Below are 13,243 nucleotides of genomic sequence, written 5' to 3'. Positions count from 1 at the left end.
TATCGACCTAGTCGCTTACTTCTTGCCGCGACGGCGAACAATCAATTTATCGGTACGCTTGTTAGAACGCGTCTTATAACCTTTAGTCGGAGTACCCCATGGGCTAACAGGGTGACGTCCACCAGACGTTCTACCCTCACCACCACCATGCGGGTGATCTACCGGGTTCATCGCCACACCGCGTACGGTAGGACGAACACCTCGCCAACGCTTCGCACCGGCTTTGCCCAGCTTGCGCAGGCTATGTTCTGAATTGGACACTTCGCCGATAGTCGCGCGACAATCACTCAGCACCTTACGCATTTCACCAGAGCGCAAACGAATGGTTGCGTACGCGCCTTCACGAGCAACCAACTGCACTGCTGCACCTGCCGAGCGCGCCAACTGAGCACCCTTGCCAGGCTTAAGCTCGATCGCGTGGATCACAGAGCCGACAGGAATGTTTCGGATGGGCAAGCAGTTGCCCGCCTTGATCGGCGCTGCCGGACCGTTTTGTACTACATCACCCGCCTTGAGACCCTTGGGCGCCAGAATGTAACGACGCTCGCCATCGGGGAACAAAATCAACGCAATGTGCGAGGTACGGTTTGGATCATATTCCAAGCGCTCAACCTTCGCAGGCATACCGTCTTTGTTACGCTTAAAGTCTATGATGCGATAATGCTGCTTGTGACCACCACCGACATGACGTGTCGTGATACGACCATTGTTGTTGCGACCGCCCGACTTACTTTGGCTTTCCAGCAAAGGCTTATGGGGTGCACCCTTGTGCAAATCCTGCTCGACGACGCGCACAACATGGCGGCGGCCGGCAGACGTGGGTTTACTTTTTAATACAGCCATGACCTACCCCTTATTCCACGGTAGCAAAGTCAATTTCTTGACCCTGCGCCAACGTAACGTAAGCCTTTTTCCAGCTTGGCTTAGTCGTAAAACCGAAGCGATTACGCTTGGTTTTACCTTTAACGCGCAAGGTGCTTACAGACTCTACGTTTACTTTGAAAAACTTTTCGACAGCCGCCTTAACTTCTGCCTTGCTCGCATCGAGCGCTACACGGAAAACGTACTGGTTGTTGATATCAGCAACAACCGCAGCCTTTTCAGAAACGTGAGGCGCTCTAATTACTTGAAACAATCGCTCCTGGTTCATCCGAGCATCTCCTCAAACTTTTTCACAGCATCGACAGTTACCACAACCTTGTCATATGCAATCAAACTCACTGGATCCACGCTCTCAACGTCACGCACGTCAACCGTGTGCAAGTTACGAGACGCAAGGTACAGGTTTTCGTTTACTTCAGATGCAACGATCAGCACGTTATCCAAACCAAACTCACCCAACTGCTTGACCAGCAACTTGGTTTTGGGCGCCTCGACATCCATTGACTCAACCACCAACAGACGCTCTTGACGAGCCAGCTCTGACAGAATCGAGCGGATTGCCGCGCGATACATTTTACGATTCACTTTTTGACTGTGATCCTGGGGCTTAGCCGCAAAAGTCACACCACCGGTACGCCAGATTGGCGAACGAATGGTTCCGGCTCGGGCGCGGCCCGTACCCTTCTGGCGCCACGGCTTCTTACCACCACCACTCACCTCTGAACGAGTCTTCTGAGCACGCGTACCCTGACGAGCACCTGCCAAGTAGGCAGTTACAACTTGGTGAACCAAAGCTTCATTGTATTCACGAGCAAACGCAACGTCGGACACAGACACTGTGCCAGCTGACGCATTCCCGGGCTTCAATACATTTAATTCCACGTTCGAATCCCCTAACTTATGCCTTTACAGCGGGACGCACTACGACATCACCGCCTGGCGCACCTGGAACCGCACCTTTGATTAATAACAAGTTGCGCTCTGCATCGACACGCACAACCTCGAGACCCTGGGTAGTAACAGCGACGTTACCCATCTGGCCTGCCATTTTCTTCCCTTTAAATACGCGACCCGGTGTCTGACACTGACCGATAGAACCTGGCGCACGGTGCGACAAAGAGTTACCGTGAGTTGCGTCCTGCATCTTAAAGTTCCAACGCTTCACACCACCCTGAAAGCCCTTACCCTTCGACTTTCCAGCGACGTCAACTTTTTGACCCACTTCGAATCGACCTACGGTCAGCTCTGCACCCACTTCAGGCGCGTCTTCACCAGCTTCAAGGCGAAACTCCCACAAACCAACACCCGCCTCAACGCCGGCCTTAGCGTAATGCCCGGCAGCAGATTTATTGACGCGACTTGCTTTGCGAGTTCCAGTTGTTACCTGAATAGCACGATACCCATCGGCATCAAGCTCTTTGATCTGAGTAACGCGGTTTGGAGACACCTCCACTACGGTTACTGGAATTGATACGCCGTCTTCGGTAAAAACACGAGTCATACCGGTTTTACGGCCGACTAAACCAATAGTCATTTTTCTAACCTCTCAGTGTACGGGGCTAACCCTCTATGGCCGTCCATCGCTGAACGTTACACGCCCGCAGATTGGAGTACTGCGGGCAGGTCTTGCTACGAATTGTCGTTAACCAAGACTAATCTGTACTTCCACACCTGCTGCTAAGTCGAGCTTCATCAAAGCGTCAACCGTTTTTTCTGTTGGCTCCACGATGTCGAGCAACCGTTTGTGGGTACGAATCTCATACTGGTCACGAGCATCTTTGTTTACGTGAGGCGAAATCAACACAGTAAACTTCTCTTTACGAGTCGGCAGAGGGATAGGTCCGCGAACCTGAGCCCCAGTGCGACGCGCGGTTTCAACAATCTCTTGCGTTGAAGCATCAATCAAACGGTGATCAAAAGCTTTCAGGCGAATACGAATGCGTTGGTTTTGCACGTGACTAGTCTCCAAAATATAAATAACCGAGAGCTCGCAAGGAGACCCCCGAAAAAGGAACGCGAATTCTAAAGACGCGGCCAAGCGCTGTCAAGCGTACTTACAGCGAAAAGACAAAAAGTTCGGGAGAAGTGGAAAATTACCTGACAGTGGACCTTTTGCCTCTTTCCAGCTCAAGCCCCCATCAATTCAGCGCGCGGACAGTTGCCCAAAGTCCGCAAATAGAAGAAGCTAGACGCTTCTAAAACGAGGATCTTTTTATGGCACCTTCTAATAATACCAATACGCATTCGATGTTAATGGGCTATTTATTGTGGATTTTTGGGTTCATGGGCGCTCACCGATTCTATTACGGCAAGCAGGTGAGCGGTACCATTTGGTTTTTTACCCTGGGCTTGTTCTTTGTGGGCTGGATCGTTGACCTATTTTTAATTCCCAGTATGGACAAGCAAGCTGACTGGCGCTTCACTGATGGCCCTATCAATTACAGCCTGGCGTGGATCTTCTTGACCTTTCTAGGGATTTTCGGAGTTCATCGCTTTTACATGGGCAAAATATTCACGGGCTTACTGTACCTCTTCACTGGTGGCTTGTTCTTGCTAGGGTGGCTCTATGATTTGTATACCCTGAACGAGCAGATCACCCAAGAAAACGCGCAACGCCGCGCGTGGTAACACCCGCACCCGGCAGACTCGCCCTCTTAGCCGGCGCCGCCGGCGTCGCACTGTTCTCTGGCATGGATGCGACCATGAAATCATTGTCGCTTCAACATGGTGTTTATAACGCCATGTTTTGGCGTATGAGTTTCGGGATCATCATTATCGGCGCACTCTATCTCATCGGCAGACCGAGTAAGCCCTCACGCCAAACCCTCCGCCTTCACGTCAAACGAGGGGCGCTCACGCTGGTCATGGCATCGCTGTTTTTTTGGGGACTCACACAGATCCCGCTGGCGCAGGCGGTGGGGCTTTCCTTTATCGCCCCAATCATTGCCCTGTTTCTGGCGGCGTGGCTCATTAACGAGCCGATCGTCCCGAACGATTATATTGCCTCAGTAATCGCGCTTCTTGGCGTCGGTGTGCTCTTACTTGAGGAGCTTTTAAAATTTGAAATGCAATCGCTGTTAGGTAGCGGCGCCGTTCTTCTCTCGGCCGTAATGTATGCTTACAATCTGATTTTACAGAGACAACAAGCCCTCATAGCGCAGCCACTTGAAATCAGCTTTTATCAGACACTAGTCACCTTTGTAGGCCTCGCATTACTCGCACCCTGGTGGGCAGAGCCATTACCCAATTTTGGCGCAGGCGTTCTTGCCGCAACGGCAGCAAGCTTGGCTTTAGGTGCCCTTATCTGCTTTTCATACGCTTACCGACACGCAGTCACTGCGAGCTTGGTAACGCTAGAATACACTGCTTTCATCTGGGCCGCTGCCTTAGGGTGGATTGTATTTGACGAAAGCATCAGTCTAAACACGCTCAGCGGTACGGCCTTGATTGTGGCTGCATGTGTCTTTCAGATCCGGGGAGCTAGCAAAAGGATCGTGCCAAATGAGCAAATTACAGCACGTATAAACAACAAAGCCGAATAACTGCAAGCAGCTATTCGGCTCGGCGGGTTGGGGCAACACCCCAACCCAGGGCTGGTATCGATTACTCGATGATTTTGGCTACAACGCCAGCACCAACCGTACGACCACCTTCACGGATCGCAAAACGCAAACCGTCTTCCATCGCAATCGGTGCAATCAACGTAACAACCATCTGAATGTTGTCACCTGGCATTACCATCTCTACGCCATCAGGCAATTCACACGCACCCGTTACGTCCGTCGTACGGAAGTAAAACTGAGGACGGTAACCTTTAAAGAATGGCGTGTGACGACCACCTTCATCTTTGCTCAATACGTAAACTTCTGCTTCAAACTTAGTGTGCGGCTTAACGCTACCGGGCTTCGCCAATACCTGACCACGCTCTACGTCTTCACGCTTAGTACCACGCAACAAAACACCAACGTTCTCTCCAGCACGACCTTCGTCCAACAACTTACGGAACATCTCAACGCCCGTACAAGTTGTCTTGGTGGTGTCACGGATACCAACGATCTCGATCTCTTCACCCACTTTGATCACGCCACGCTCAACACGGCCCGTTACCACCGTACCACGACCTGAGATCGAGAATACGTCTTCTACTGGCATCAAGAACGTCTGATCAATCGCACGCTCTGGCTCAGGAATATAGGTATCCAAAGCTTCAACCAATGCTTTAACGGCACTCGTGCCAAGCTCGTTGTCGTCTTCGCCGTTCAAGGCCATCAACGCAGAACCACAGATGATTGGAGTATCGTCGCCTGGGAAGTCGTAAGTGTCCAACAACTCACGAAGTTCCATTTCAACCAACTCTTTCATCTCTTCGTATTCTTCAGTACCAACACCACCACAGTCTTCTGCAAGAAGGTCAGCTTTGTTCAAGAACACAACGATGTAAGGTACACCTACCTGACGAGACAACAGAATGTGCTCGCGAGTCTGAGGCATTGGACCGTCAGTCGCACCACATACCAAGATCGCACCGTCCATCTGTGCAGCACCCGTGATCATGTTCTTAACATAGTCAGCGTGCCCAGGGCAGTCTACGTGCGCGTAGTGACGAATCGATGAATCGTACTCTACGTGTGAAGTCGCAATCGTAATACCACGCTCACGCTCTTCCGGTGCGTTGTCAATACCGTCAAACGCAACCGCTTGTCCACCAAATACCTCTGCGCAAACTCGAGTCAGAGCCGCGGTCAGAGTCGTTTTACCATGGTCTACGTGACCAATTGTGCCCACGTTTACGTGAGGCTTACTACGCTCAAACTTTTCCTTTGCCACTTTAAAACACCTCTCAATTGATAGCTTTCGCTAAGTTAATAAATCCCGTTTTTCGCAACGATGGCATCTGCAATATTACTCGGCGCTTCCGAATACTTTGCAAACTCCATTGTGTAGGTCGCCCGCCCCTGAGTTGCTGATCGCAAATCCGTCGCGTACCCAAACATTTCTGCAAGAGGCACCTCAGCGTTGATCACCTTACCGCTTACGCTTTCATCCATACCCAAAATGAGACCCCGACGGCGATTAAGATCACCCACTACGTCGCCCATATTTTCTTCCGGCGTTACGACTTCGACCTTCATTATGGGTTCGAGCAATGCCGCCCCACCGACTTGAGCTAACTTCTTAGTCGCCATCGACGCGGCGATTTTAAATGCCATTTCATTCGAGTCAACATCGTGAAACGAACCGTCGTATAACGTTGCCTTAAGGCCCAACAACGGGTAACCGGCCAAAACGCCGTTTTGCATCTGCTCCTCAATGCCTTTTTGCACAGCCGGAATATACTCGCGAGGCACAACCCCACCGACGACTTCATTGACAAACTCTAGCCCATCAGCGCCTTGATCTTCTGCCGGTTCGAATCGAACCCAGACATGCCCGTACTGACCTCGACCACCAGACTGGCGGACAAATTTGCCCTCAACCTCGGCCTTGTTACGGATGCGCTCGCGATAAGCGACTTGCGGCTTGCCAATATTTGCTTCAACGCTAAACTCACGACGCATACGGTCAACGATAATATCGAGGTGCAACTCACCCATCCCAGAAATAATCGTTTGACCAGTCTCTTCGTCCGTTTTAACGCGGAATGACGGATCCTCTTGGGCGAGCTTACCGAGAGCAACTCCCATTTTTTCTTGGTCGGCCTTCGACTTGGGTTCCACCGCCACCGAAATCACGGGTTCAGGAAACTCCATGCGCTCAAGTACAATCGGTTTATCAATGGCGCACAAGGTGTCACCGGTGGTGACATCTTTAAGACCCACTGCGGCGGCGATATCCCCCGCCAAACACTCTTTAATCTCTTCTCGGCTGTTCGCATGCATTTGCACCATGCGGCCGACACGCTCTTTTTTCTCTTTAACTGAGTTGTAAACAGCCGTACCGCTTTCCAACTTACCGGAATACACGCGGAAGAAAGTCAGCGTGCCGACGAAAGGATCTGTGGCGATTTTAAATGCCAGCGCTGCAAAAGGTGCGCTATCGTCAGCTTCGCGGGTGTCAACCGTTTCGCCATCTTCCAATGTCCCTTCGATGGCTTTGACCTCAGTGGGCGATGGCATGTACTCAACAACAGCATCCAAGACAGCTTGAACACCCTTATTCTTGAAGGCAGATCCACCCAACACGGGAATGATTTCGTTCGCCAAAGTCCGAGCGCGGATACCTTGCTTAATCTCTTCTTCGCTAAGCTCTTCGCCTTCGAGGTATTTGTTCATCAGGTCGTCGCTTGCCTCGGCGGCCGCTTCAACCATGAACTCTCGCATTTCTTCGACCTCGTCGACCATATCCTCAGGAATATCTTGGTATTCGAAAGTCATACCCTGGTCGGCTTCATTCCAAATGATGGCTTTACGCTTGATCAGGTCGACGACGCCTTTGAACTCGTCTTCTGCCCCAATCGTCATTTGGAGGGGCACCGCATTGGCACCCAGACGGTCGCGCAACTGCTGCACAACGCGCTCAAAACTCGCCCCTGCTCGGTCCATTTTGTTAACAAAGACCATGCGAGGCACTTCGTATTTGTTGGCTTGACGCCAAACGGTTTCCGTCTGCGGCTGAACGCCCGAGGAACCACACAAGACCACCACAGCACCATCAAGTACGCGCAGCGAACGCTCAACTTCAATCGTAAAATCGACGTGTCCGGGCGTATCAATAATATTAATGCGGTGCTCGTCAAATTGCTGGTTCATACCAGCCCAAAAGCACGTGGTAGCAGCACTGGTAATCGTGATACCACGCTCTTGCTCTTGCTCCATCCAGTCCATAGTGGCAGCGCCATCATGAACCTCACCGATTTTGTGAGATAGACCCGTGTAAAAAAGCACGCGCTCCGTTGTTGTGGTTTTACCCGCATCAACGTGAGCGCAAATACCGATGTTCCGATAGCGAGCTATGGGAGTCTTACGAGCCACAATATATCCTCACCAAAATCGATGACACAACCGCTTGTATTAGAAACGGAAGTGCGAGAACGCCTTGTTGGCTTCAGCCATACGGTGCACGTCTTCACGCTTCTTAACCGCATTACCTTTACCTTGAGAGGCGTCAATGATTTCACCAGCCAAACGCTGACGCATCGACTTCTCACCGCGGTTACGTGCGTACTCTACCAACCAACGCATAGAAAGCGCAGTTCGGCGAGCTGGACGAACCTCGACAGGCACCTGATAGGTCGCACCACCCACGCGGCGAGACTTAACTTCCACCATGGGCGCGATGTTTTCTAATGCTTCATCAAACGCTTCGAGTGGATCTTTATTCAGTTTTTGCTGAACGATATCCAAAGCACCGTATACGATACTTTCGGCAACCGATTTTTTACCGCTAATCATGACGTGGTTCATGAATTTAGCTAGGGTGACATTTCCAAACTTGGGATCTGGCAAAACTTCACGTTTTGCGACAACGCGTCTTCTTGGCATACTATTCTCTCTTCAGGTATTCCAAGTACCGACCTGCCACTTATTTAAGGTGGGAGAGGCAGAGACTTGGCCTTACTTTTCGCTACCCTGCAGGGTAGCACCAGATTGTTACTGTCCTATGACTTAGGACGTTTCGCACCGTACTTAGAACGGGCTTGCTTACGATTCGCTACGCCTGAAGTATCCAAGCTACCGCGAACGGTGTGATAGCGCACACCTGGCAAGTCTTTTACACGACCGCCACGAATTAACACTACGCTGTGCTCTTGCAGGTTGTGACCTTCACCGCCGATGTATGAAGAAACTTCATAACCGTTGGTCAAGCGAACACGACATACTTTACGCAACGCCGAGTTAGGTTTTTTAGGAGTGGTGGTGTATACACGAGTACACACTCCACGACGTTGAGGACACGCCTGCAATGCAGGTACGTCGCTCTTTACCACTTTACGCTTGCGCGGCTTGCGCACAAGCTGGTTAATCGTTGCCATGCAATAAAACTCCGATTGTTCGCTCTGACTTTCGCCAGATCTTGGTTGCCCAATACGGGCAGCTAAAATAAGGAGGCGGCATTCTATAGAGGCCGCCTCTTACCGTCAAGCCCAGTGACTCTCGTTACTCAAGCTCATCTTCCGAAGCGCCAACATCCGCCCGCAGGGCTTCGGTTAATGCAGCTTCGATATCCTGTGCACTGACGCGCATTTCATCGCCTTGCGCACGTTTCTTGCGTCGCGCTTCGTGGTAGGCCAAGCCCGTACCCGCTGGGATCAAACGCCCCACGACCACGTTCTCTTTCAGACCACGCAGATAGTCGCGCTTACCGGTCACCGCCGCTTCAGTCAGCACTCGGGTCGTCTCCTGGAACGAGGCCGCTGAAATAAAGCTTTCGGTGGCCAATGATGCCTTTGTAATACCCAAAAGCTCACGCTCACCAGACGCGGGGACGAGACCATCAGCCAACAGACGCTCGTTTTCTTCCAACAAGGTCACGTACTCGACCTGCTCACCTTTAATCAGAGTGGAGTCACCCGAATGCGTAATGATCACTTTACGCAACATCTGACGCACAATAACTTCAACGTGCTTATCGTTAATTTTTACACCCTGCAAGCGATAAACTTCCTGGATCTCATTAACGATATACTTCGCAAGCTCTTCGATGCCTTTTAGACGCAAGATGTCATGTGGGCTCAATGGCCCTTCTGATACCACTTCGCCTTTCTCGACCAACTCACCTTCAAATACCGACAAGTTGCGCCACTTGGGAATTAACGCTTCGTAATGCGTAGATCCATCAGGCATCACAGAACCATCGGTCGGCGTAATCATCAGACGACGCTTGCCCTTGGTTTCTTTACCAAAGCTCACAGTACCGCTGATTTCTGCCAAGATCGCAGGTTCTTTTGGACGACGCGCTTCGAAAAGGTCGGCAACACGTGGCAGACCACCAGTGATGTCGCGTGTTTTCGAACCTTCCTGAGGTATACGAGCAATAACGTCACCGATTTCAATGCGAACACCGTCTTCCAAAGATACCCACGCACCGGCGGGCAAGAAGTAGTGTGCAGGCACATTGGTACCGGCTAAGCAGAGTTCGTTACCCTCTTCATCGATCAAGGTGACAGCCGGGCGAATGTCTTTGCCCGCCGCTGGGCGCTCACCTGCATCCATAACGGTGATACTGGATAGACCGGTCAGCTCATCTGTTTGACGCTTAACGGTGATCCCGTCTTCCATACCCACGAATTTAACCGTACCTGCCACTTCCGTCACGATTGGGTGTGTGTGAGGGTCCCAAGTTGCAACCACGTCACCCGCGGTGATTGAGGCATGATCATTGACGACCAAATTGGCACCGTAAGGTAACTTGTAGCGCTCCTTCTCGCGGCCTTTGGTATCAAGTACCGACAACTCACCTGAACGCGACACAGCGACCAATGAACCATCGACTCGCTGTACCGTTTTAAGGTTGTGCAGCCGCACCGTACCGTCATTGAGCACGCGAATGTTATCCGCCGCAGTAGCTCGTGATGCCGCACCACCAATGTGGAAGGTACGCATGGTCAGCTGCGTTCCAGGCTCACCAATAGACTGCGCCGCGACAACACCGATCGCCTCACCAATGTTCACTTTGTGGCCGCGCGCCAAGTCTCGACCGTAACAGGTCGAACAAATACCGTGACGAGTTTCACAAGTAATCGGCGAGCGCACCTCAACTTCGTCGATACCCATTTCCTCTAAGCGACGAATCCAAGCTTCATCCAGCATGGTACCCGCCGTTACAGCGATTCCGTCATCCGTTCCTGGACGGATAACATCGCGCGCAACAATTCGACCCAAGACCCTATCACCCAGGGTTTCGATGATGTCGCCACCGTCGATCACAGGCGTCATCAGGATGCCTTTGTCGGTGCCACAATCGTCTTCGGTCACAACCAAATCTTGCGCCACGTCGACCAAACGACGCGTCAAGTAACCGGAGTTTGCGGTTTTCAACGCGGTATCCGCCAAACCTTTACGAGCGCCGTGCGTCGAAATAAAGTACTGCAGTACGTTCAGACCTTCACGGAAGTTCGCGGTAATGGGTGTTTCAATAATCGAACCATCGGGTTTAGCCATCAAGCCACGCATACCCGCCAGCTGACGAATCTGGGCTGGTGAGCCACGCGCACCTGAGTCGGCGTAAATGTAGACTGAGTTGAATGACGCCTGCTCTTCCTCTTCGCCGTCTTTGTTGATCACGGTTTCTTTCGACAAACCGTCCATCATCGACTTTGACACCAAATCGTTAGCACGAGACCAAATATCGATTACTTTGTTGTATTTCTCGCCCTGAGTCACCAGACCTGCGGCGTACTGATCTTCGATCTCTTTCACTTCGGCCTCAGCGCCTTCAATGATACGCGCTTTTTCCGCCGGAATTTCGAAGTCGTTCACACCGATCGACGCGCCCGATCGAGTCGAGTACTCATAGCCGGTATACATTAATTGGTCAGCAAAGATTACAGTAGCTTTCAGACCAACCACACGGTAGCAGCGGTTAATGATGCGCGAAATCGCTTTCTTCACCATGGGCTGGTTCACCATCTCGTAGGCGATACCCTCAGGTACGATTTCCCACAACAGCGCACGGCCGACGGTGGTGTCAGCGATAAAGGTACGCTCGCTACGATCACCATCATCAGAAACGACAGATTCGTGGATACGCACTTTTACTTTCGCCTGTAGACCGACTTCGCCGCTGTGATAAGCGCGATGCACTTCACTCACGTTCGCAAAGATACGACCCTCGCCTTTGGCGTTGATGCGGTCACGCGTCATGTAATACAAGCCCAACACCACGTCCTGAGACGGCACGATAATTGGGTCACCACTCGCAGGCGACAAAATATTGTTAGTCGACATCATCAAAGCGCGAGCTTCAAGCTGCGCCTCAATGGTCAGCGGCACGTGTACCGCCATTTGGTCCCCGTCGAAGTCAGCGTTGTAAGCCGCACACACGAGTGGGTGCAACTGAATCGCTTTACCTTCAATCAGCACTGGCTCGAAAGCCTGAATGCCCAAACGGTGAAGCGTTGGCGCACGGTTCAGTAGCACTGGGTGCTCACGAATTACCTCAGCCAAGATATCCCAAACTTCTGGCGGCTCGCGCTCAACCATCTTTTTCGCAGCTTTGATGGTTGTTGCCAAGCCACGGTGCTCAAGCTTGCCGAAAATGAAAGGCTTGAACAGCTCTAATGCCATCTTCTTAGGCAGACCACATTGGTGCAGCTTTAATGCGGGCCCTGTCACGATTACCGAACGTCCCGAGTAATCTACGCGCTTGCCCAACAAGTTCTGACGGAAACGACCCTGCTTACCCTTGATCATGTCGGCCAGCGACTTCAAGGGGCGCTTGTTCGAACCGGTAATAGCACGACCACGACGACCGTTATCTAACAGAGCGTCAACCGCTTCCTGCAGCATACGCTTTTCGTTGCGAACAATGATATCAGGCGCATTAAGATCCAATAGACGCTTCAAACGGTTGTTACGGTTAATGACGCGACGATACAGATCATTCAAGTCAGACGTTGCAAACCGCCCACCTTCTAGCGGCACCAACGGACGCAGATCAGGCGGCAATACTGGCAACGCATTCAAGACCATCCACTCAGGCTTGTTGCCCGAGCTAGCAAACGCCTCCATTAACTTAAGACGTTTAGACAGCTTTTTAATTTTCGTCTCGGAGTTAGTCGCAGGAATCTCCTCACGCAATTTTGCAATTTCGCGCTCCAGATCTAGCTGCTTCATCATATCTTGGATGGCTTCAGCACCCATTTTTGCGACGAACTCGTCACCGAATTCTTCCATGGCTTCGTAGTACTGCTCATCCGACAACAGCTGGCCATACTCTAACGACGTCATACCGGGGTCAGTGACGATGTATGACTCAAAGTATAGGACACGTTCGATATCACGCAGAGTCATATCCAACAGCAAGCCAATACGTGAGGGCAGTGACTTCAAAAACCAGATGTGAGCGACCGGGCTTGCAAGCTCAATGTGTCCCATACGCTCACGACGTACTTTCGCCAATGCAACTTCAACGCCACACTTCTCACAAATGACACCGCGGTGCTTCAAACGCTTATATTTACCACATAAGCATTCGTAATCTTTCACTGGGCCAAAAATTTTGGCACAGAACAAACCGTCACGCTCAGGCTTGAACGTACGGTAATTGATGGTCTCGGGCTTTTTAACTTCGCCATAAGACCAAGAGCGAACCATTTCAGACGACGCCAAGCCAATGCGGATTGCATCAAACTCATCTGTCTGTCCCTGTGACTTTAATATGTTAAGTAAGTCTCTCAAGGCTATTCCTCCACGAGGGTGTT

12 protein-coding genes are annotated in these 13,243 nt (G+C 51.4%); 2 read left to right on the top strand and 10 right to left on the bottom strand.

The genetic code is table 11. From position 1 onward, the window contains the following. Positions 1-15: 15 nt before the first annotated feature. The 5 genes from rplB to rpsJ form a co-directional block, all read right to left on the bottom strand. Positions 16-843, bottom strand: a complete 828-nt coding sequence (gene rplB / locus EYZ66_RS01905) for a 50S ribosomal protein L2 (RefSeq protein WP_160195574.1) — start codon at positions 841-843, stop codon at positions 16-18. 10 nt (positions 844-853) lie between these two features. Beyond that, complete coding sequence (gene rplW, locus EYZ66_RS01900; protein ID WP_009577344.1) at positions 854-1,150, bottom strand: 50S ribosomal protein L23; 297 nt, start codon at positions 1,148-1,150, stop codon at positions 854-856. Then, on the bottom strand, positions 1,147-1,764 hold the full coding sequence (rplD, locus tag EYZ66_RS01895; protein ID WP_009577345.1) for a 50S ribosomal protein L4: 618 nt from the start codon (positions 1,762-1,764) through the stop codon (positions 1,147-1,149). The genes rplW and rplD overlap by 4 nt, the downstream gene beginning before the upstream one ends. 16 nt (positions 1,765-1,780) lie before the next feature. Further along, positions 1,781-2,416: a 50S ribosomal protein L3 gene (gene rplC, locus EYZ66_RS01890; protein WP_009577346.1), complete on the bottom strand. Its 636-nt coding sequence runs from the start codon at positions 2,414-2,416 to the stop codon at positions 1,781-1,783. A gap of 108 nt (positions 2,417-2,524) precedes the next feature. After that, the gene (gene rpsJ, locus EYZ66_RS01885) at positions 2,525-2,836 is read right to left on the bottom strand and encodes a 30S ribosomal protein S10 (RefSeq protein WP_009577347.1); all 312 of its coding nucleotides are present in this window, start codon (positions 2,834-2,836) and stop codon (positions 2,525-2,527) included. 260 nt (positions 2,837-3,096) lie between these two features. Between rpsJ and EYZ66_RS01880 the strand changes: the two genes are divergently transcribed. Together EYZ66_RS01880 and EYZ66_RS01875 are read left to right on the top strand one after the other, a co-directional pair. Next, the gene (locus tag EYZ66_RS01880; protein ID WP_009577348.1) at positions 3,097-3,510 is read left to right on the top strand and encodes an NINE protein; all 414 of its coding nucleotides are present in this window, start codon (positions 3,097-3,099) and stop codon (positions 3,508-3,510) included. Continuing rightward, positions 3,504-4,424, top strand: coding sequence for a DMT family transporter (locus EYZ66_RS01875; protein ID WP_050793494.1), 921 nt, complete (start codon positions 3,504-3,506; stop codon positions 4,422-4,424). The genes EYZ66_RS01880 and EYZ66_RS01875 overlap by 7 nt, the downstream gene beginning before the upstream one ends. A gap of 61 nt (positions 4,425-4,485) precedes the next feature. On the opposite strand, the gene tuf is transcribed toward EYZ66_RS01875, so the two are convergent. The 5 genes from tuf to rpoC all read right to left on the bottom strand — a co-directional run bounded on the left by tuf (position 4,486) and on the right by rpoC (position 13,220). Beyond that, complete coding sequence (gene tuf, locus EYZ66_RS01870) at positions 4,486-5,709, bottom strand: elongation factor Tu (protein ID WP_160195571.1); 1,224 nt, start codon at positions 5,707-5,709, stop codon at positions 4,486-4,488. Positions 5,710-5,744: 35 nt separating this feature from the next. Next, positions 5,745-7,853 (bottom strand): elongation factor G, encoded by a 2,109-nt coding sequence (fusA, locus tag EYZ66_RS01865; RefSeq protein WP_040817251.1) that lies wholly within the window; start codon positions 7,851-7,853, stop codon positions 5,745-5,747. A 39-nt stretch (positions 7,854-7,892) separates the two neighbouring features. After that, positions 7,893-8,363: a 30S ribosomal protein S7 gene (rpsG, locus tag EYZ66_RS01860; RefSeq protein ID WP_009576734.1), complete on the bottom strand. Its 471-nt coding sequence runs from the start codon at positions 8,361-8,363 to the stop codon at positions 7,893-7,895. A gap of 116 nt (positions 8,364-8,479) precedes the next feature. Next, positions 8,480-8,854 carry a 30S ribosomal protein S12 gene (gene rpsL / locus EYZ66_RS01855; RefSeq protein ID WP_009576733.1) on the bottom strand — a complete coding sequence of 125 codons (375 nt, stop codon included), beginning with the start codon at positions 8,852-8,854 and terminating at the stop codon, positions 8,480-8,482. 124 nt (positions 8,855-8,978) lie between these two features. Continuing rightward, positions 8,979-13,220 carry a DNA-directed RNA polymerase subunit beta' gene (gene rpoC, locus EYZ66_RS01850; RefSeq protein ID WP_160195573.1) on the bottom strand — a complete coding sequence of 1,414 codons (4,242 nt, stop codon included), beginning with the start codon at positions 13,218-13,220 and terminating at the stop codon, positions 8,979-8,981. Positions 13,221-13,243 lie beyond the last annotated feature (23 nt).

This window comes from Aequoribacter fuscus (assembly GCF_009910365.1).
GTDB lineage: Bacteria > Pseudomonadota > Gammaproteobacteria > Pseudomonadales > Halieaceae > Aequoribacter > Aequoribacter fuscus.
This window is presented reverse-complemented; position numbering and strand designations above follow the sequence as displayed.

What these genes read in the sequence shown, in the direction of transcription:
- rplB (WP_160195574.1), bottom strand. Translation starts at nt 843, where the DNA reads ATGGCTGTATTAAAAAGTAAACCCACGTCTGCCGGCCGCCGCCATGTT.
- rplW (WP_009577344.1), bottom strand. Translation starts at nt 1,150, where the DNA reads ATGAACCAGGAGCGATTGTTTCAAGTAATTAGAGCGCCTCACGTTTCT.
- rplC (WP_009577346.1), bottom strand. Translation starts at nt 2,416, where the DNA reads ATGACTATTGGTTTAGTCGGCCGTAAAACCGGTATGACTCGTGTTTTT.
- EYZ66_RS01880 (WP_009577348.1), top strand. Translation starts at nt 3,097, where the DNA reads ATGGCACCTTCTAATAATACCAATACGCATTCGATGTTAATGGGCTAT.
- rpsG (WP_009576734.1), bottom strand. Translation starts at nt 8,363, where the DNA reads ATGCCAAGAAGACGCGTTGTCGCAAAACGTGAAGTTTTGCCAGATCCC.
- rpsL (WP_009576733.1), bottom strand. Translation starts at nt 8,854, where the DNA reads ATGGCAACGATTAACCAGCTTGTGCGCAAGCCGCGCAAGCGTAAAGTG.